This window comes from Gramella sp. MAR_2010_147 (genome assembly GCF_900105135.1).
Lineage (GTDB): Bacteria > Bacteroidota > Bacteroidia > Flavobacteriales > Flavobacteriaceae > Christiangramia.
In genome coordinates, this window is sequence record NZ_LT629741.1 from 2,491,293 (window position 1) to 2,511,917 (window position 20,625).

The following is a 20,625-nucleotide window of genomic DNA, read 5'->3' on the forward strand; positions in this document are numbered from 1 at the left end:
TTATAATTAGACAAGAAAATAACTCCTGTGCCACTAAACTAAAAATCCTTATATTTAAGTAATTAGTAATCAAAAACTTAATGCTATGGGTATAAAAAGTTTTATGGGAAGGCGGGCAGCGCCAGAAAAACCTGCAGAAACACCTATTTCTGTAAAGGATTATATGACTCAAAATCTTGTCACTTTTACAGAAAATGAAAATATCATGGATGTGATGGAAAAACTAATCAAGCATGGTATTTCTGGTGGTTGCGTGGTCAACGAAAAAATGGAATTACTGGGAATGATTTCTGAAGGGGACTGTATGAAAGAGATTTCAGATAGCCGTTACTACAATATGCCTATGACAGATTTAACTGTTGGTAAAAGAATGATAACGACTGTGGAAACGATAGATGGTAATATGAATGTGCTGGAGGCAGCACGAAAATTTACAGAACTTAAATTTAGGAGGTTTCCAATTATTGAGAATGGAAAACTTGTAGGGCAAATTAGCCAAAGGGATGTTTTAAATGCAGCTTTAAAATTAAAAGGTCATACCTGGAATTATTGAAGAATTTGAGTATTGTTTCCGGTCGAATAACAACAGGAGCTATAAAATAAATAATTTATGGTTTAATAGGTTTTATGTTGTCTTGATCTCAGGTAAATCACATATGGCAGTCTGAAAAATTACTATTTCCTTTTTACCAGCGCATAAAAATCATTTTCTAATTTTAGGTAACCCTGGTCATAAATAAAGAAATATTGATTCCCGGTTTTTGTAGTATAGATACTGGTAAAAAATTCAAAATTAAAGCCCCTTGTAAGTAATTTGTTTCTGGAAACCGATGTTTTCCCATTGGGATTTAATTCTTCCAGAATACGGTAATTTTTACGAAGCAGGTTATTGGTGTTTCTTATGAGTTTGCTAGAATCCTTATTTGCATTATTATGGAAAGCATTTCGACAGTAGTCGCTGCAAAACTTTTTATCGGTTCGGCCTATAATTTTCTCTCCGCACTCCGGGCAAGATTTTTCCATATTGAAATATAACTAAAAAAAGCGGAGATGCGAATTAAGGAGAACATTCTAATTGGTGGGCTTAAAGGTACCTGAAGCATTAGCCTCAAAAGTCATTTCAGGAATATTATTTTCAGCTTCAATCAGTGCATTTACGTCCAGCGAGACCCTCCATTGCAAACTGCCTGTCTTTTCTCCGTTAATTTCTCCTGAGGTTATCGGGAAATACCCTGTTCGTCCGCAAAAACAGAATTTTCCCAGATAAGATTGGGTACTTTCAAAACTATCCTGGTTTATGGTGAAATTTTCCGTGGCTGGATCAAGTTCAAAATACACCACTTCCGTAAATTCGTCATCGGCAATTTCTGGTCTTCCTTCTGTAGAATATCGATACTCAAAAACGAGTTTGTTTCCGCTTTGAACTTCTATAAATGTACCATTTTCGGTATTGGTAAATACAAGTGAAGAGTCGGGGTAGACAATATAATTTGCATCATCTGGATTATTGCGGGGATGATCATCAGATTTACTACAGGAGATTAAGAAGACCGATATTAGTAATAATAAAACTATATTTTTCATGATGAAATTTTCTCTTTCTCTAAGTAGATGAGTTTAAGCCGGAAAGGTTGCGTCCTTATGTTCATTAAACATTAAAATCATAATCTCTTTCTACTTTTGAAATCCTGATTTTATATGATCTATACCATTGATCTTTTCCTAGTTTTTGCGCCATGATATGATCTGTATTTTCCTTCCATTTTCTAATGCTTTCCAGGTCTTGCCAGTAAGATATACTAATGCCAATTTCAGATCTGGCCGATTCAAATCCAAGATATCCCGGTTGTAACTTAGCTAAAGCTTCCATTTTTTCAGCCATTTCAGAATATCCTTCATGATCATTTCTCATTTCAGAAATAAAAATTATTGCGTAATAAGGTGGTTTTGGTGTACTGGCTATCATGGTTTCAGGAAAAGAAGGTTTAATAATCTTGGAGAGGTGTTTCTATTTTCGTCGAACCACTCGTTCAATCTTTTTAGTTGAAAACCGGCGGCATGGGCGGCATTGAGATATTCTGAAATATGATGCGTAAAGGTTTCAAGTTCAATTAACCCATCTCCCGACTCAAATCTGGCTTTTGTGCCATTATATTGCTTAAATGGATGTAATTCTGAAATAAAAAAATATCCGCCAGATTCTAATTTTGAAAATGCCTGATTAAAGATGAATTCAAGATCTTTAATATGCTCCAGAATTAAATTGCAGGTAATAAGGTCATATTTCTCTAAGGTCCAGTCCCAAATTTTCGTAATATCTGCTTTCTGAAAAATTACTTTTGAATGACTGATCTTACTTTTTGCGAGATTCAGCATTTCCTCTGAAAAATCTACTGCCAAAATATTAGATGCTCTGGATTGTAACCATTCAGTATTTTTTCCCGTACCGCAACCAAGTTCCAGAACAGAATTGAATTCTAAATCTGTTAGAACATGACGCGTAACTTTTTTATCCATGTCCCGGGTGCGATTTTTATTGGTGTCATACTGCGAAGACCATTGGTTGTATGCTTTTTCTATACTCATCTTGAAATAAAAAGTAAAATAAGGCTTAGGATAACTCCATAGATGGCGAAAAATACACTTTTTTTAAAAATTTTCTAGAATGTACTTATATCCAGAAGCAGATAAAGTAAAATGGAGGTGAAATTCTGGAAAAATAATCAGCCAAGAAATGACCTAGGTTCATATTTACTTCAGTTTTCTAAAATAGCTAATCCCAGTTATTTTTAGCTGGGATTAGCATTTAAAATAAGCTTCTGAACAAAACCAGAATCAAAAGTTTATATTCTTACTCCATTTTCACAACGAGATCTTCAGATTTTACCAGGGCTCCTTCTTGAAGCTGAATTTTATCTATAATTCCATTAACGGGTGCCACAACAGTGGTTTCCATTTTCATAGCTTCGATTACGAATAGGGGCTGGTTCGTTTTAATTTTCTGTCCTTTCTTTACAAGTACACTGGACAATAGTCCCTGAAGGGGAGCTCCAATTTGTTTTGGGTTCCCGGCTTCTGCTTTAACATTTTCAACTTTGACCACCTTTACGGTCTTATCTTTTACAACAACATTTCTTAGCTGCCCGTTAACCTTGAATAAAACATCCACATTTCCTTCATCATCAGGATCTGTAATAGAAACAAAGGATATTAAAACATTCTTTCCTTTATCCAGTTCTACCATAATTTCTTCGCCAATTTCCATTCCATAAAAGAAATTTTTGGTGGGAATATTCATCACATTCCCGTATTTCACATGGTGGTTATATGATTCTGTAAATACTTTTGGGTATAAATTGTATGATAAAAATTCGGTAATATCCAGATCTCTGCCCATACCTTTAGAGAAAATGCGATTAAAATTTTCAAATTCTGCATCAAAATCTATAGGCTCTAAATGGGCATTAGGCTTTTCGGTGTATGGTTTTTCTCCTTTTAATACCAATTCCTGAATTTTTTTCGGGAAGCCTCCCACCGGTTTCCCCAGATCGCCTTTGAAAAAGCTAATTACAGATTGCGGAAAAGACATAGTATCTCCTTTATCCATTACATCCTGTATACTTAGGTTGTTGGAAATAAGGTACTGAGCCATGTCACCAACCACTTTAGAACTAGGCGTAACTTTTACAATATCTCCAAAAAGCTGATTGACCTCGCCATACATTTTGGTAACCTCCGGGAATTTATCTTCCAGTCCTAAAGCAATTGCCTGGCCTTTTAAGTTAGAATATTGGCCTCCCGGGATTTCATGGGTATAAACGGCCCCGGTACCGGCTTTTAAACCAGATTCAAATGGATAGTAATAGTTTCTAACCAGTTCCCAGTAATCTGAATATTCTTCAAGCTTTTTGCTGTCTATTTTGTTGGCTCTTTCGTGAAATTGAAATATTTCAAGGATGGAATTAAAGTTGGGCTGTGAGGTGAGTCCAGAGAGTCCGCCAAGAGCCACATCTATTACATCTACTCCGGCCTCTGCAGCTTTTAAATACATTGCGGCTTGTACAGATGAAGTATCATGTGTATGGAGGTGAATAGGGATATCTATTTCAGATTTTAATGCTGAAATCAGTTCAAAGGCAGCATTGGGCTTTAATAGGCCTGCCATATCTTTTATACCTAAAATATGGGCTCCTGCATTTTCTATATCTTTAGCTAATTGCACATAGTATTTCAGATCATATTTTGTTTTCTTAGGGTCTGAAATATCTCCGGTATAACAAATCGATCCTTCCGCCAGGCCACCGGTTTTAGTTCGTACATGTTCTATACAGGGCGCTATGGATTTCATCCAGTTTAAGGAATCAAATATTCTAAAGATGTCGACCCCATTTTCCCAGGATTGTTCTACAAATTTTTCAATTAAATTATCTGGATAGGCAGTGTAGCCTACTCCGTTGGAACCCCTTATAAGCATTTGCAACAACATATTTGGCATCGCTTTTCGTAGCAATCTTAATCGCTCCCAGGGATTCTCATTTAAAAACCGAAGGCACACGTCAAAAGTGGCGCCTCCCCAAACTTCCATACTAAATACTTCCGGATGATTTTTTGCAAAACCCTCTGCGACCTTAAGCATATCTGTAGTCCGCATACGAGTAGCCAAAAGGCTTTGATGCGCATCCCGCATGGTCGTATCGGTAAAATGAATTTTCTTTTCTTCCTTTAACCAGGTTGAAAATTTTTCGGGACCAAGTTCTGTTAATAGATCTTTGGTGCCTTTTGGATATTTAGCAGCTTTATCAAAAGCTGGAACTATGGGTTTTAGAAATTCTTTATTTGGCTCTTTGTTTTTTATATCCGGGTTTCCGTTTACAATAACTTCAGCTAAATATCCTACCAGCTTAGTGGCGCGATTTCGCGGTTCTGCAAATTCGAAAAGAGAAGGCTCATTCTTGATGAAATTTACCGTCACTTCTCCTTTACGAAAAGTAGGGTGATTTAAAATATTATCTAAAAAGTAGATATTTGTTTTAACTCCTCTAATACGAAATTCGGCTAAAGCCCTACGCATTTTTCTACAGGCGCCATCTAAAGTTCTGCTACTGGCCGAAACTTTTACCAGCATGGAATCGAAAAAGGGAGAAACATTCACACCCTGGTACAAACTACCCGCATCTAAGCGAATACCAAAACCTGAAGCACTTCTATAGGTTGATATTATTCCGTAATCTGGTTTAAAATCGTTTGTTGGGTCTTCAGTGGTAATACGACATTGTAAAGCAAAACCGGTAACCTTAACTGCTTCCTGATTTGGAATTTTAATCTGCTTATCAGAAAGTTTGTATCCACCCGCTATAAAAATCTGGGTTTTTACCAGATCTATATTGGTTACAATTTCGGTAACTGTATGTTCTACCTGGATTCTGGGGTTTACTTCTATAAAATAAATACTACCATCTTCATCCAGTAAGAATTCTACCGTCCCAATATTATTATAATCTACAGCCTTACATATTTTGATAGCGTAGGCATAGAGTTTATCTTTTACGTTCTGTTCCAGTCCAAAGGACGGTGCGTATTCAATAACTTTTTGATAACGTCTCTGTACTGAGCAATCACGTTCAAACAAATGCACAATGTCACCATAGGCATCTGCGACAATCTGGATTTCTATATGTTTAGGGTTTTCCACATATTTTTCAAGAAAAACAGTGTCGTCTCCAAAAGCATTAAGCGATTCCCGTCTGGATTCGTTAAAAGCATTTTTGAGCTCCTCTTTAGAACGAATAACACGCATCCCACGCCCACCGCCACCAGAAGCGGCCTTAAGCATCACAGGATATCCTATTTTCTTAGCTTCAGATAATGCAATATCAATATCTACAAGATCTTTTTCGCTACTTTGAATAATGGGAATATCATTATTTACAGCGACAGTTTTAGCCGTAATTTTATCTCCAAGTGCTTTTAATACTGAAACTTTAGGGCCGATAAAAATAATGCCGTTATCTTCACATTTTTGAGCGAATTCAGCATTTTCAGAAAGAAATCCATAACCAGGATGAATCGCGTCAATATTATTGTCTAACGCAACCTGAATAATGGCATCTATGTTTAAATATGGTTTTAAAGGTTCATGATCTTCCCCGATCTGATAAGATTCGTCAGCTTTATAACGGTGTAATGAATAACGGTCTTCGTATGTATAAATTCCTACGGTTCTAACACCAATTTCTACACAGGCTCTAAAAACACGTATTGCAATTTCTCCTCTATTAGCAACTAAAACTTTCTTTATTTTCATGGTTAGAAGTTAGTAAAATATATTTCTAGACATTAAACACCTTAAAGTTTATAATTATTTATGGATTTATCTGATAAAAACATAAAAAAGTATTGCATTTAGTATCAGGTCTGTAATTGCATTGTAGGTTTTTCTTAAATCATTTTTAAACGTTTACAAACGAAAGTAAACAGATACAAATACTTTTTAGACGATTATGCTTTTAAGCTCATCGCATATTTGTCCTGTTGAAATGAACGAATGATTTTCAGCTGCAATAAATTCTATAGTTATGAGCACTTTAAGAAACACAGTACAATTGATTGGGCATGTAGGGAATGATCCTGAGATCGTAAACCTTGAATCGGGGAAGAAGTTGGCAAAATTTTCAGTAGCAACTAACGAAAGTTATAAAAATGCGAAAGGTGAAAAGATCACAGATACTCAATGGCACAATATTGTAGCCTGGGGAAAAACCGCTGAGCTAGTAGAGAATTATGTTCCTAAAGGAAAGGAAATTGGCATAGAGGGAAAGCTAACCAGCAGGAGTTATGAAGATAAAGATGGTATTAAAAGGTATATCACTGAAGTGGTTTGTCATGAACTTTTGCTTCTTGGTAAATAAACTTCTAAAAGTAGATTTCCTGAGCTAATCGATATGTGTTGGCGTGAGCTTCAATAATGAGTTTAATCTCCTTAGAATAGCCGCCTCCCATACTACATTCCACTGGGATATTAAGATCGTGACAGGTTTGTAGAACGAACCTGTCTCTTTCTTTACAACCACTGATAGAACAGGAAAGCCTACCAAGTTTATCAGTGTCTAAAATATCCACCCCGCACAGATAGAAAATAAAGTCTGGGCTCGTTTTTTCAATAAGATCTGGTAGTATAGATTTTAGCTTTTTAAGATATGCTTCGTCTTTGGAACCGTCTTCCAATTCTATATCCAGATCTGACTTTTCTTTTCGGAAAGGATAATTCCCTTTTCCATGCATCGAAAAAGTGAATACGGAATCATCATTTTGAAAGATCTCTGCTGTTCCGTTGCCCTGGTGAACATCCAGGTCTATGATAAGAATCTTATGTGCAAGCTCTTTTTTCTGAAGATATCTGGCTCCAATCGCCTGATCATTGAACAAACAAAAGGCTTCAGCCCTGTTAGAAAAAGCATGATGGGTTCCCCCGGCGATATTCATGGAAATTCCATTTTCCAAAGCATAATCACAGGCTCTTATGGTTCCATCAGCGATAATTTGCTCCCTGTTCACCAATTCTTTTGAAAGAGGAAATCCGGAAACCCTGATTTCTTTTTTTGTTAAATTCAGGTTTTTCAGCCGCTGTACATAATCTGGATCATGAACTTTTAAAATATGGGATTCATCGGGAAATTCTGGCTCAAAAAAATTGTTCTCCTCACAAGTCCCTTCATGAAGCAATTGCTTGGGCAGCAAATCATACTTCTCCATTGGAAACCGGTGACCTTCGGGCAACGGATGCTTATATATAGGATGGAAGGCGATTTTGAGCATGATTTGGAAATACCGATTTAAAATGAAGTCCAATAACCGTCATCCTAAACTTGTTTTAGGATCTGTTGGAAGTTCATAGTATAAAAGAGAAGCTGAAACAAGTTCAGCTTGACGAACATAATTTAAAACAGATTTTAGTAATAAGATTTTTCAACATATTTTGACTGTGCTCCATATGATAAAAACTAAATTAGTTTATTGTAGTACCACTTGTTACTCCGTCTTCATCAGGATTCACAAAAACCAGTTTTCCTTCAGCATTTTCGGTCATTAGGATCATGCCTTCGCTTTCTACTCCGCGTAACTTTCTTGGAGCAAGATTCACTAAAACAGTCACTTTTTTGCCAATGATATCTTCGGCTTTAAAATGTTCAGCAATTCCAGAAACTACTGTTCTTTGGTCTAATCCGGTATCAACTTTTAAAACCATCAGTTTTTTGGTTTTAGGCATTTTTTCAGCTTCGATAATCGTTCCAACGCGAAGATCCATTTTTGTGAAATCTTCAAAAGTGGCGATCTCTTTCTGAGGTTCGGCTTTCTGATCTTCCATGGCGTTTGCAGTTTTAGTAGCTTCTAATTTTTCCAGTTGCTTTTCCATTTGTTCATCTTCGATCTTGCTGAAAAGCAATTCAGCCTTGCCAATTTGATGACCTGCCGGAAGAAGCGCTTCTTTGGTTCCTATAATATCCCAATCTGGGGTGTTATCTGAATTTTCATCCACATGATTCAGCATTTTCTTAAGTTTTGCTGAGGTAAATGGTAAAAATGGTTCTGAGATAATTGATAGTGCTGAAGCGATCTGTAGTGCTACATACATAATGGTTTTTACTCTTTCTTCATCAGTTTTGATCAGTTTCCACGGCTCTTCATCAGCCAGGTACTTATTACCCATTCTGGCCAGGTTCATCAATTCTCCCTGTGCTTCTCTAAATCGATATCTCTCGATAGAACTTGCAATTACAGATGGATAGGCTTTTAGCTCAGCGATCGTTTTCTCGTCAACTTCTGAATAGGCTTCTGGTTCAGGAACAATTCCGTCATAATATTTATTGGTAAGCACTACCACCCGGTTAATAAAGTTTCCGAAGATAGCCACCAGTTCATTATTATTTCTAGCCTGAAAATCTTTCCAGGTAAAGTCATTATCTTTTGTTTCTGGAGCGTTGGCGGTTAAAACGTATCTCAAGACATCCTGCTGATCTGGAAAATCTTCCAGATATTCATGCAACCAAACCGCCCAGTTCTTAGAAGTAGATAGTTTCTTTCCTTCCAGATTTAAAAACTCATTGGCAGGAACATTTTCAGGAAGTATATAATCTCCATGTGCTTTTAACATAACCGGAAAAATAATACAGTGAAATACAATGTTATCCTTTCCAATAAAGTGAACCAACTTAGTATTGTCATCTTTCCAGTACGGTTCCCAATCTTTTCCTTCACGCTCAGCCCATTCTTTGGTAGATGAAATATATCCAATAGGTGCATCAAACCACACATATAGAACTTTACCGTCACCACCTTCAACAGGAACCGGGATTCCCCAGTCCAGGTCACGGGTTACTGCACGTGCACGAAGGCCATCATCTATCCATGATTTTACCTGACCGTAAACATTAGATTTCCAGTCGGCTTTATGACCTTTAAGGATCCATTCTTTTAAGAAATCTTCATATTGATCTAACGGAAGAAACCAGTGTCTTGTTTCCTTTAAAGTAGGAACAGCGCCTGTGATTGCCGATTTTGGATTGATAAGATCTGTTGCATTCAGCGAAGATCCACAGCTTTCACATTGATCGCCGTAAGCTTCTTCATTTCCACATTTTGGGCAGGTTCCGGTGACAAATCTGTCAGCTAAGAATTGTCCTGCTTCTTCATCGTATAATTGCTCGGTAGTTTCTTCAATGAATTTTCCATCTTCATACATTTTTTTGAAAAATGACGAAGCTGTGTCATGATGCGTTTTTCCTGAAGTTCTGGAATAATTGTCAAAACTTACCCCAAATTCCTCAAAGGATTTTTTAATGATTCCATCGTATTTATCAACTACATCCTGTGGAGTCACCCCTTCTTTTTTTGCTTTGATGGTAATAGGCACCCCATGCTCATCACTACCGCAAACAAAGGCAACATCGTGGCCCTGCATTCGCAAAAAACGGGAATAAATATCTGCCGGTACATAAACGCCGGCTAAATGTCCAATATGAATAGGCCCGTTGGTATAAGGTAAGGCCGCTGTAATCGTAAATCTCTTAGGATTTTTGTTCATTATTCTAATTCCTTTTTAAGAGGAGCAAAGTTACATAAAGGTGTTTGAATACGCGTTAAATTCTTGTAAAAGGCAAAAGCCATGAAGAATAACTTTCTAATTTTACCTAAAATCGAAACTAGAATGCGTAAAATAGCAATGATCCTTGCAGTACTTGTAATAACTGCATGTAATAGTACAAAAAAGAGGACTTCAGGAAATACTTCAAAATTTACCGTAGAAAACCTGGGTGATTTGGCTGCTGAAGATATTAAAAGAAATTATCCTGATGCTAACGTGAAAGAAGGTGCCGATATGTTTGAAGAAGAGACTGAGGAAAGACCTTTTACTATTTTATATCCCGGAACTACAGATGAACTTCATATAACCTGGCAGGATAAGGAAAGAACTAAAATTCATGATTTAAGATATGCTCAAAATGGCAGATGGAAATCTGAAACTGGAGTAAACATAGGAACAACGTATGAAGATCTTAATAAAATGAACGGAAAGAAAATTTCTTTTTACGGTTTTGGCTGGGATTACAGTGGAGCAGTAGACTGGAATGGAGGAAAACTGGAAAAAAGCGGACTTAGAGTTTTTCTTAAACCGGGAAATGAGCTTTTAAATAAATTTTATGGTGATAAGATTATAGAAGCAACGCCTGAAGAAATTGAAGCCCTGGACCTTAAAGTAGGTTCTATAATGATTAATTACGCTATCTAAAAACTTAATTCATGGCAGAGCATAACGAACTTGGGAAAAAAGGGGAAGAGCTTGCCGTGGAATATCTACGATTAAAGGAATACGAGATTCTTGAATTAAACTATCGTCATCAAAAGGCTGAGATTGATATCATTGCCCAAAGAGGAAATACCCTTATCGCCGCGGAAGTAAAAACTCGTAGCACTCCGGAATTTGGAAATCCACAGGATTTTGTAAAGCGGAAGCAAATTCAGCAATTAGTAAAGGCGATGAATTTTTACGTGGAAGATCGAAATCTGGATGTTGAGGTAAGGTTTGATATTATAGCGATTATTAAGAACAAAACGGGTACCCGGATTGAGCATATTCAGGATGCATTTCTTTATTTCTGATTTGCTTTACTAAATTCAAAAATTTCTTTTTTACGGTCATCTGAAATTTCCGCGATGAGTTTTTTATCTTCTGTACGGTAGCTTATTTTTTTAGGGAATTCATTTTCGGGATTTACCGCGGTAAAAGTGTTGTCAGAAATTGAGGTCAGCAAAAAATTAGTAGTTTCCTTATTAACACCGGTAACTTCATAAATCCACTTTTCTTCTTTTTTGATAATTCTTAGGTTTTCCCTGAAAACGGTCTCATTGTTCTTTTTTGTAACACCAGTGCCTTCATACAAATTAGAGGAAATCTTTTTCCAGTGTTCAGTAGTGGTTAATTTATGCATACCATTCGTCCTGATCCAGTCACCAATTATCCAGTCAAAAGTTTCTGGATTTTGCCTAAAATCCATTTCTATAGTATTCGAGTCTAATGGAAAAACCATGAAGAGAATAAAGATTATATATAATTTCATTATTAAATTTTAATAATCTGTTTAGGTGCGTCAGCCTGAGCTCGTTTCAGGCATGTAATCGATGCTGAATCAAGTTCAACATGACATTTTTATTTATTCAGAGTATGATTAAAATTAGTGAATTAAAGCTAATAAAATAAAAAAGGCCGGTCACAGACCAGCCTTTCTTTAAAATATATTCGAAGAATTACCAGATTCTAACCCTGTCTTCTGGTTTTACATACATCGCATCGCCTTCTTCAATCGCAAATGCATCATACCATGCATCAATATTCTGAAGTGGCACATAAGCTCTGTACATTCCAGGAGAATGAGAATCGGTCTTTATTCTATTTCTCAAAGCCTCTTCGCGCATTTTAGTACGCCATACGGTAGCCCATGAAAGGAAGAAACGTTGCTCCGGAGAAAATCCATCAATTTTTCCAGGATCTCCATTTTCTTCAAGATGAAGTTTTAGTCCGTCGTAAGCAGCATTCACACCACCAAGATCACCAATGTTCTCACCAAGCGTAAATTTACCGTTAATATAAACACTATCCATTACTTCAATAGCGCTGTATTGTTCAGCAAGATCATTTCCAAGACCTTCAAACTGCTCAAGATCTTTATCAGTCCACCAGTTGTTCAGGTTTCCTTCGGCATCAAAACGAGCACCACTGTCATCAAACCCATGAGAGATTTCATGACCAATTACAGCTCCAATTCCACCATAATTTACGGCCGCGTCAGCTTTATAATCATAGAATGGGGGTTGAAGAATAGCAGCAGGAAAAACAATTTCATTATAACGTGGATTGTAATATGCATTTACGGTTTGTGGTGACATAAACCACTCGCTTTTATCTACCGGCTGTCCAAGATCTGCCATATTTTCGGCAACTCTCCATTTTTGAGCATTTAGCATATTCTGGAAATAAGAGCCGCCATCTGCAGGACTTATGATCTCCAGTTTGCTGTAATCTTTCCATTCATCTGGATAGCCAATCTTAACATTGAAAGTACTTAGTTTTTCCAGAGCTTTCTTTTTCGTGTCCTCGCTCATCCAGCTAAGATTGTTGATTCTGGTTTCGTAAGCTTTAATAATATTTGCTACCATCTCCTTAGCTGTTTCTTTAGCCTGAGGAGGGAAATGCTTTTCAACATATAATTTACCAAGGGCTTCACCTAGAACTCCATTTACTCTACCAAGGGCTCTTTCATCTCTAGGTCTTTGTTCTTTAGCGCCGCCTAATGTTTTGCTGTAGAATTCCCACGACTCGCGCTCAAGATCTGTAGTTAAAGAAGGTGCAGCGCTATTGAAAAGATCCCACTTTAAATAAGTTTTCCATTCTTCAACTGAATTTGCAGCAAGAATTCCCTGAAGCGCTTTCATGTACTTTGGTTGAGATACAATTATTGTATCAAGCTCTTTAGCCCCAATACCTTCAAAATAGGCATTCCACTGCATTGCTGGAACTGTTTTCTGAAGCTCGGCAATAGTCATTGGATTATAGGTTTTTCTTGCATCACGACGCTCTACTTTATCTAAACGGGGTTCTGCCAGTTTGGTTTCAAAAGCAAGAATGGTTTCAGCAGCTTTAGAAGCTTCTTCTTCAGAATAATCTATATACTGTAGCATGTCTGTGATATAGGCCTTGTACTTTTCTCTTTTATCTTTAGAGTCTGAATCCTGGGTTAGATAATAATCCCTTTCAGGCAAACCTAAACCAGATGGATTAAGATAGGCAGCGTTCATATCTGAATTCTTACTATCGGCGCCAACACCAAATGAAAAGAAACCAGCACTTCCATACTCACTCATTTCAATCAGAAAATCCTGAAGATCTTCTTTAGATTGAATAGCATCGATTTTTGCCAAATATGGCTTTACGGGCTCAATACCCTGCTCATTTCTGCTTACAGTATCCATGATGCTTTTGTACAGAAAAACAGCTTTGCCGGGATCTGTAGTTCCATCCAGGCTATCGCTTTCTGCTTGATTTTTAAGCAGCGCCAATGCGTCCTCATCGGTTCTTTGGCGTAATTCATCAAAACTTCCCCAACGGGTACGATCATCTGGAATTTCTGTGCTATCCAGCCAGGTTCCATTCACATAACGAAAGAAATCTTCTTTTGGAGTTGTAGTAGTATCCATATAGGCAAGATTAATGCCATGGATCTCATCATCTTTTTCCTCTGCTTTTTTATCGTCATCATTGCAAGCCGTAAATAATCCGGCTCCTACTAATGACAAAAGCAGAAATCTGTTTATTTTTTTCATTGTTTTCATTGATAATTATGAATATGCAGGCTAAAATAAAAAATCCACTAAAGAAATAAAGAATTTATTATCAGATTATTAATTTTAGTTCCTGGTGATCTGAAAAATTAAGAATAGCTCATATTGTGAAGTAAAAAAATATTTCTCGAAAGCTGGCAGGTTGAAATCAATTCTTCTTTAGTTTGGAGATCAGCTTATTGTCAAATTCTTTTTTCATGGCTGTGATTTCATCTACATTTTCATTAGGAATCGCGATAGAAAGTACATAATGATGAATTTTCCATATTCCATCCTCTTTCATCAATACCCCCGAACCGCGACAAATACCCATTTGTGTATCCAGGAGCTCATCAAACCAGGCCACCATGATGTTCTCGTGAACATACACATTTCTTTCAAGGCTGGAAAAACTCCAGGCTTTTCCGGAATCAAAATAAGGTTTTGAGAATTTTTTGAACTTAGGTAAGGTCCAGTTCTCTGTAGCATCGGTGCCAATAAATACAGCATCCTTGGTCATTAAATCAAAGTAGTTTTCAAAATTAGCCGCCGCTGCTGCCTTATGCCAATTGCCAATTGTTTTATTGATCTGCCTTTTCACGGCATTAATATTCTCTTCGGTATTCTTAACCTGTGAGTTTACACTATTTACTGAAAAGAATAATGCCAGTATTAAAGTAATAAGAATTGATTTTTTCATGATCTAAGTTTTTCAGTATTAACTTTCGAGGGTATCTAAATCTGCTGAAATTGAGTCTTGCTCTCTTTCTAATTGCTCAAATTCATCCAGTTCCTTTTCAAAGTCTTCCAGTGATTTTAAGAAAATCTCGTTCATCTGGAGTTTTAGATTATTGAATTCCAGATGAAGTTCCTGTGTAGTTTGAGCAATATCTTCAGCATCTGGCTCCTGCTTGCCTGAATATTGTTTTAAAAGTTGTGCCTTGGTATTAACAACATTCAGCCTGGATTCAACGGCTACCGACTTCAAACTATCGGGCAATGAACTTTTTAAAGATTCCATTATTTGTGCAATAGCAGGGGCGCTATTCATGACCTCTTTTACAGTTGAATTTTCAAGTCGGTTTATTTCATTCTGGGCCGTAATATATTCAACCCAGTTAAGTGCAAACTTTTTTGCTTCGGGTTCCAGTGTAAATTGGGATTCTGCAATTTCTAATTTTTTCTGAAATGCCGTAGTGTCCAGTTTATTTTCACCGGCGTTTTCGGCATCCTGCTCGCCTTTGCAGGAAATTAAAGCCAGAATGGATATAAAGCAGATGAGTTTTTTCATAAAAAAAGAATTCAAAGTACTACAAAGTTATTCATTATTCGCCGATATACATTTATTAAAATATCATTGAAAGATTCATAATAAAGAACGTCAAGAAAATACTAAGATTAGGATTTCCTCTGTTTAAATAAATATATTTGCAAAAAATATAATTTATGGCCGAAAGGATATTGATTATTGGTGCCTGCGGACAAATTGGTACTGAGCTTACGCTGAAGTTAAGAGAAATTCATGGGAACGACCAGGTGGTCGCCAGTGATATAAGGGAGGGAGCAGAAGAATTGATGGAATCGGGCCCATTTGAACTTTTGAATGCCACAGATGATGCACATATTAGGCAGGTAATTAAAGATTATGATGTAAAGGAGGTTTACCTTATGGCAGCCATGCTTAGCGCCACTGCTGAAAAAGCTCCAATGAAAGCCTGGGATTTGAACATGGATTCTTTATTTCATATTCTAAATATAGCAAAAGAAGGAACCATAAAGAAAGTATTCTGGCCTTCAAGTATAGCGGTATTTGGTCCCACAACACCAAAAGTTGATACTCCTCAAACAACGGTGATGGAGCCAACTACGGTTTATGGGATTAGCAAACAAACCGGGGAGCGCTGGTGCGAATATTACCACCGTAAATTTGGTGTGGATGTTAGAAGTATAAGATACCCTGGAATTATAAGTTATAAAACTTTGCCTGGTGGAGGAACTACAGATTATGCCATTGAGATCTTTCATGAAGCTTTGAAAAACTCGACGTATACCAGCTTTCTGGCAGAAGATGTCGCATTACCAATGATGTATATGGACGATGCTATAAAAGCAACCGTTGACGTCATGCAGGCTCCTTCAGAAAAAATTAAAGTGAGATCTTCTTATAATCTTGCGGCTATGAGCTTTACTCCGGAAGTCCTGGCTAATGAGATAAAAAAGCATATCAAAGATTTTAAGATCTCTTACGATCCAGATTTCAGACAGAGTATTGCTGAATCCTGGCCATCTAGTATAGACGATACTACTGCAAGAGATGATTGGGGTTGGGAACATGAGTTTGATCTTGATAAACTTACCACAACCATGCTGGAAGGAGTAGGGAAGACCCTGAAAGCACAAGACTAAAAATAAGAAAAGCCGCTGAAAAGCGGCTTTTACATTTTGGTAATCAGAAAAAAATATATTATTCGATCACGCGTACTTCTGTAGCGTTCACTCCCTTTTTTCCTTCTGTTTCTTCGTACTCAACTCTATCCCCTTCCTGGAGAGTTTCACCGTTTAAACCGGTGATGTGTACAAAAATGTCTCTTTTGGTGTCGTCGTTGGTAATGAATCCATAACCTTTAGATTCATTGAAAAATTTTACTGTGCCTTGCATAAAAAATAATAATTAATAAAGCACAAACATAATAGATAAAATTTTAGAATTGATTGAAAATCAGAATTTTTTATGATTTTTTTTGTTGAGGTTTAGTCAATTCCCCTATCCTTCATTTTTTTCATATTCTCGTCAGAGAGAGTATAATCTTTCAATTTTTTTCCTCTCCAGCGTATCACTAAGAAGATCGGCATTAATATAAATGCACTGGCAAGAACTGAAATTCCGATGATCCTGTCACCCGTTAAAACTCTATCGGTCAATCTAAAATAGAACCCAACGCCTATGGCTATTAAAATTGCAATTCCGAGTAATTTCATAAATAATTTCATCACAAAAAGATATTATAAGGTGTTTAAACGGTTACTTCTATTAACTTCTGTCGATAAGCTGTAAGAAGCTTGGATTTTGAAATAAAGCCAACATATTTTCCTTTCTTTACTACCGGAAGGTTCCAGGCATTACTATCCTGGAATTTTTTCATAATGGCTTTCATCCTGTCATTTTCAAGGTCAATGATTTCCGGAGCCTGCTGCATGATATCCCTAACTTTCACTTCAACATACAGTTTTTCATTGAACATAATAGACCTAATGTCGTCCAGCAGAATGATCCCCATGAATTTACGATTTTCATCAATAACCGGAAAAATATTCCTGGATGATTTTACAACACCCTGATGAATTACATCGCCCAGATTCATATCTATTTCCAGCGGAATAAAATTCTTTTCTACTACCTGCGAAATATTCATCAACGTAAGTACCGTTTGGTCTTTATCATGAGTTAGCAGGTCACCACGCTGCGCAAGCTCCATAGTGTACACTGAATGTGGCTGAAATTTGGTGGTGACCATAAAAGAGATGGCGGCAGTGATCATTAATGGGATGAATAGTTCATAGCCGTGGGTAAGTTCAGCAATAAGGAAAATTGCGGTTAAGGGGGCATGTAGAACTCCAGCCATGAGGCCGGCCATACCAACCAGCGTAAAATTACTCACGGAAATTTGATGTTTAAAAATTCCAAGATTATTAAGTAATAGCGCAAATCCATGACCCATGGCACTGCCCATAAACATTACAGGAGCAAAAATACCTCCAACACCTCCTGCACTTAAGGTTAAGGAGGTTGCAACGATCTTAAACAATACCAGACCCGTTAATAATAAGATCACCACCCAGATATTCTCGAGGTAGGCATTAAATAAATTGGTGCCCAGTGCTTCCAGATAATTTTCCTGAAGCAGATTATTAACCACGCTGTAGCCTTCTCCATAAAGAGGGGGAATAAAGTATATGATTAGACCTAAAAGGAGCCCGGAAGTTAAAAGCCGAACAATTTTAGACCTGATTTTCACCATTAATTGCATCAGCTTAAAGTGTACCCTGGTAAAATAGATGGAGCAACCTGCAGCAAGAATACCAAGTAATATGTAATAAGGAACTTCAGAAATGGTAAAGGCATCTTCCAGATTGAAAGGGAGGATGATCTCACTTCCGTAGAAAAAATAGGAGGTAAGTACTGCTGAAACAGATGCTATAAGCAATGGTAAAAGTGAGGTAAGGGTTAGGTCCAGGCTAAAAACTTCGATGGCAAAAATAATTGCGGCAATTGGTGCATTAAAAATGGAGGACATGGCGCCTGCGGCTGCACAACCAATAAGAAGTGTTCTTGTGGTTTGGTTCAATAAAAACATCCTGGAAAGGTTTGAACCAATGGAAGCACCCGTGGCTACTGTAGGTGCTTCTAATCCTACGGAACCACCAAAACCTACGGTTATAGGGGCTGTGATCAAAGAGGAATACATCTGAAATTTTTTCATGATCCCTTTTTGCCGGGAGATTGCATAGAGAGTAGCCGGGATGCCCTGCCCAACTTTTTTGCGCAGGATAAACTTAAAGATCAAATAGACTATTAAGAGTCCTATCACCGGAAAAATAAAATAAAAGGCATTGTGATAACTTATTACAGTTTCACCTTTTAAAAGCACCTGAATAAAGTGGGTGAGGTTCTTGATGGTAACAGCGCAAATACCGGCTATAAACCCAATCAAGGCACTGATGATCATTAAAAACTGGCGATGGGAAAGGTTTCTGGATTTCCAGTTTAGGAACGTATGCAACAAAGATTTCCCAAATTTTGCCACTCTTTAATGATTAGTCTGTGAATATAAAAAATCCCGCAATATGCGGGATCAATTTTTTATAATTTCAAACGAAGATGTAAATCGCTAAGTTGTTGTTCATCAATTTTTGCCGGAGCATCAATCATCACATCCCGTCCCGCATTGTTTTTAGGAAATGCAATGAAGTCCCTGATGCTTTCCTGACCTCCAAGAATAGCAACCAGCCTGTCAAATCCAAAAGCAATTCCACCGTGTGGGGGTGCTCCATACTGAAAGGCGTCCATTAAAAACCCGAATTGCTCTTTTGCTTCTTCAGGAGTAAATCCTAGATATTTGAACATTTGTGACTGCGTTTCCTTATCATGGATCCTTATGGAACCACCGCCAATTTCGTTTCCGTTTAAAACAAGATCATATGCATTAGCTCTTACTCTGCCCGGCTCGGTTTCAAGAAGTGCAAAGTCTTCCTTCTTTGGAGAGGTAAAAGGATGATGCATCGCATGGAACCTTTTTGTTTCTTCATCCCATTCTAAAAGAGGGAAATCTACCACCCATAAAGGAGCAAATTCATCAGCTTTTCTCAAACCGAGTTCATTTCCTAAATGCATTCTAAGAGCGCTTAGCTGAGTTCTAGTTTTGGTAGCATCGCCGGCCATAACTAAAATAAGATCACCTGGGTTTGCTTCGGTTGCCTCTGCCCAGTTTTTTAAATCATCCTGAGAGTAGAATTTATCTACAGAAGACTTTAAAGTTCCGTCTTCGTTATATTTGGCCCAAACCAGTCCGTTTGCACCCACCTGAGGTCTTTTCACCCAGGAAATAAGTTTGTCTATCTCTTTTCTGGTAAAGCTGGCAGCTCCCGGAACAGCAATTCCCACAACGAGTTCCTGCTGATCGAATACATTAAAACCTTTATTTTTTGCAAGGTCATTGAGTTCTGCAAACTCCATCCCGAATCTGATATCCGGTTTGTCATTTCCATATTTTTTCATGGCCTCATCGTAGGTCATTCTTGGGAATTCTGCTACTTCAACTCCTTTAATATCTTTCAATAAATGTCTGGTAAGGCCTTCAAATATATTCAGAATATCTTCCTGCTCAACAAAGGCCATTTCACAGTCTATCTGGGTGAATTCAGGTTGTCTGTCGGCTCTTAGATCTTCATCCCTAAAACACTTTACGATCTGGAAGTACTTATCCATTCCACCAACCATCAGTAGTTGTTTGAATGTTTGAGGAGATTGCGGAAGTGCATAAAACTGGCCTTCATTCATTCTGCTTGGCACTACAAAATCACGAGCACCTTCGGGAGTAGATTTTATCAAATATGGGGTTTCAATTTCGATAAAACCTTCATTGGAAAGATAATTTCTCACTTTCATTCCTACCTGGTGGCGAAACATCAATTTATTCTTTACAGGATTTCTACGAATATCCAGGTAACGATATTTCATTCTAAGATCTTCTCCGCCGTCGGTCTCGTCTTCAATAGTAAAAGGAGGAGTTTTTGAAGAATTGAGAATTTTAAAATCCTCTACAAGAACTTCGATCTCCCCGGTAGCAATATTTGGATTTTTGGACTCCCTCTCAATCACCGTTCCTTCAACCTGAATCACAAATTCGCGGGCAAGACTACCAGCCCTATCCATTAAATTCTTTGAAGAACGTTCCTCATCAAATATTAGTTGAGTTAAACCGTAGCGATCACGAAGATCTACCCAAATCATGAATCCTTTATTTCTTACCTTTTGAACCCATCCAGATAGGATTACTTTGTTACCAATTTGTTCTGCGTTTAGTTCCCCGCAGGTGTGACTTCTGTACATGTTGTCCTTCAAATTTAGAATGGGCACAAAAGTAAGAAGTTAAACACTTTTACTGAACCTTTAGTACTTAAATATTATTGATTATTATTTCAGTGTTACCAAACATTAATAATGTAATACGCTGAAAAACAGTTAAAAAAATT

20 protein-coding genes are annotated in these 20,625 nt (G+C 37.3%); 5 read left to right on the forward strand and 15 right to left on the reverse strand.

Features of this window, described 5'->3' with window-relative positions:
- The first annotated feature begins 85 nt into the window (after positions 1-85).
- The gene (locus BLT95_RS11315; RefSeq protein ID WP_089666293.1) at positions 86-553 is read left to right on the forward strand and encodes a CBS domain-containing protein; all 468 of its coding nucleotides are present in this window, start codon (positions 86-88) and stop codon (positions 551-553) included.
- Positions 554-675: 122 nt separating this feature from the next.
- Here the strand turns inward: BLT95_RS11315 and BLT95_RS11320 are convergent, their stop codons facing one another.
- From BLT95_RS11320 to BLT95_RS11340, 5 genes are all read right to left on the reverse strand, one after another.
- Positions 676-1,023, reverse strand: a complete 348-nt coding sequence (locus BLT95_RS11320; protein WP_089666294.1) for a hypothetical protein — start codon at positions 1,021-1,023, stop codon at positions 676-678.
- A gap of 48 nt (positions 1,024-1,071) precedes the next feature.
- Positions 1,072-1,584: a hypothetical protein gene (locus tag BLT95_RS11325; protein WP_089666295.1), complete on the reverse strand. Its 513-nt coding sequence runs from the start codon at positions 1,582-1,584 to the stop codon at positions 1,072-1,074.
- A 64-nt stretch (positions 1,585-1,648) separates the two neighbouring features.
- Positions 1,649-1,966 (reverse strand): antibiotic biosynthesis monooxygenase, encoded by a 318-nt coding sequence (locus BLT95_RS11330; RefSeq protein ID WP_089666296.1) that lies wholly within the window; start codon positions 1,964-1,966, stop codon positions 1,649-1,651.
- Positions 1,963-2,586, reverse strand: a complete 624-nt coding sequence (locus tag BLT95_RS11335) for a class I SAM-dependent methyltransferase (RefSeq protein WP_089666297.1) — start codon at positions 2,584-2,586, stop codon at positions 1,963-1,965. Before BLT95_RS11335 ends, BLT95_RS11330 begins: the two co-directional genes overlap by 4 nt.
- 265 nt (positions 2,587-2,851) lie before the next feature.
- Entirely contained in the window at positions 2,852-6,304 is a 3,453-nt protein-coding gene (locus BLT95_RS11340) for a pyruvate carboxylase (protein WP_089666298.1), read from the reverse strand.
- A 271-nt stretch (positions 6,305-6,575) separates the two neighbouring features.
- On the opposite strand from BLT95_RS11340, the gene ssb reads away from it, so the two are divergent.
- Positions 6,576-6,908, forward strand: coding sequence for a single-stranded DNA-binding protein (ssb, locus tag BLT95_RS11345; RefSeq protein ID WP_089666299.1), 333 nt, complete (start codon positions 6,576-6,578; stop codon positions 6,906-6,908).
- Positions 6,909-6,912: 4 nt separating this feature from the next.
- On the opposite strand, the gene BLT95_RS11350 is transcribed toward ssb, so the two are convergent.
- A complete protein-coding gene (locus BLT95_RS11350; protein WP_089666300.1) occupies positions 6,913-7,815 on the reverse strand; it encodes a histone deacetylase in 903 nt (300 codons plus the stop codon).
- A 190-nt stretch (positions 7,816-8,005) separates the two neighbouring features.
- Entirely contained in the window at positions 8,006-10,081 is a 2,076-nt protein-coding gene (gene metG / locus BLT95_RS11355) for a methionine--tRNA ligase (protein WP_089666301.1), read from the reverse strand.
- Positions 10,082-10,204: 123 nt separating this feature from the next.
- Between metG and BLT95_RS11360 the strand changes: the two genes are divergently transcribed.
- The gene (locus tag BLT95_RS11360; RefSeq protein WP_089666905.1) at positions 10,205-10,786 is read left to right on the forward strand and encodes a hypothetical protein; all 582 of its coding nucleotides are present in this window, start codon (positions 10,205-10,207) and stop codon (positions 10,784-10,786) included.
- An 11-nt stretch (positions 10,787-10,797) separates the two neighbouring features.
- Complete coding sequence (locus BLT95_RS11365; RefSeq protein WP_089666302.1) at positions 10,798-11,157, forward strand: YraN family protein; 360 nt, start codon at positions 10,798-10,800, stop codon at positions 11,155-11,157.
- On the opposite strand, the gene BLT95_RS11370 is transcribed toward BLT95_RS11365, so the two are convergent.
- The 4 genes from BLT95_RS11370 to BLT95_RS11385 form a co-directional block, all read right to left on the reverse strand.
- Positions 11,148-11,615: a DUF6265 family protein gene (locus tag BLT95_RS11370; protein ID WP_157718052.1), complete on the reverse strand. Its 468-nt coding sequence runs from the start codon at positions 11,613-11,615 to the stop codon at positions 11,148-11,150. The genes BLT95_RS11365 and BLT95_RS11370 overlap by 10 nt on opposite strands.
- 187 nt (positions 11,616-11,802) lie before the next feature.
- Complete coding sequence (locus BLT95_RS11375; RefSeq protein ID WP_089666906.1) at positions 11,803-13,875, reverse strand: M13 family metallopeptidase; 2,073 nt, start codon at positions 13,873-13,875, stop codon at positions 11,803-11,805.
- Between the two features lie 166 nt (positions 13,876-14,041).
- Positions 14,042-14,572, reverse strand: a complete 531-nt coding sequence (locus tag BLT95_RS11380) for a nuclear transport factor 2 family protein (RefSeq protein WP_089666304.1) — start codon at positions 14,570-14,572, stop codon at positions 14,042-14,044.
- Between the two features lie 18 nt (positions 14,573-14,590).
- Positions 14,591-15,163: a hypothetical protein gene (locus BLT95_RS11385; RefSeq protein ID WP_089666305.1), complete on the reverse strand. Its 573-nt coding sequence runs from the start codon at positions 15,161-15,163 to the stop codon at positions 14,591-14,593.
- A 155-nt stretch (positions 15,164-15,318) separates the two neighbouring features.
- Between BLT95_RS11385 and BLT95_RS11390 the strand changes: the two genes are divergently transcribed.
- Positions 15,319-16,278, forward strand: coding sequence for an NAD-dependent epimerase/dehydratase family protein (locus tag BLT95_RS11390; RefSeq protein WP_089666306.1), 960 nt, complete (start codon positions 15,319-15,321; stop codon positions 16,276-16,278).
- Positions 16,279-16,336: 58 nt separating this feature from the next.
- On the opposite strand, the gene BLT95_RS11395 is transcribed toward BLT95_RS11390, so the two are convergent.
- The 4 genes from BLT95_RS11395 to aspS form a co-directional block, all read right to left on the reverse strand.
- Positions 16,337-16,531, reverse strand: coding sequence for a cold shock domain-containing protein (locus tag BLT95_RS11395; protein WP_011710938.1), 195 nt, complete (start codon positions 16,529-16,531; stop codon positions 16,337-16,339).
- Between the two features lie 92 nt (positions 16,532-16,623).
- Positions 16,624-16,851: a hypothetical protein gene (locus BLT95_RS11400; protein WP_231896358.1), complete on the reverse strand. Its 228-nt coding sequence runs from the start codon at positions 16,849-16,851 to the stop codon at positions 16,624-16,626.
- A gap of 35 nt (positions 16,852-16,886) precedes the next feature.
- Positions 16,887-18,677, reverse strand: coding sequence for a chloride channel protein (locus BLT95_RS11405; RefSeq protein WP_089666308.1), 1,791 nt, complete (start codon positions 18,675-18,677; stop codon positions 16,887-16,889).
- A gap of 56 nt (positions 18,678-18,733) precedes the next feature.
- Positions 18,734-20,482: an aspartate--tRNA ligase gene (aspS, locus tag BLT95_RS11410; RefSeq protein ID WP_089666309.1), complete on the reverse strand. Its 1,749-nt coding sequence runs from the start codon at positions 20,480-20,482 to the stop codon at positions 18,734-18,736.
- Positions 20,483-20,625: the final 143 nt, after the last annotated feature.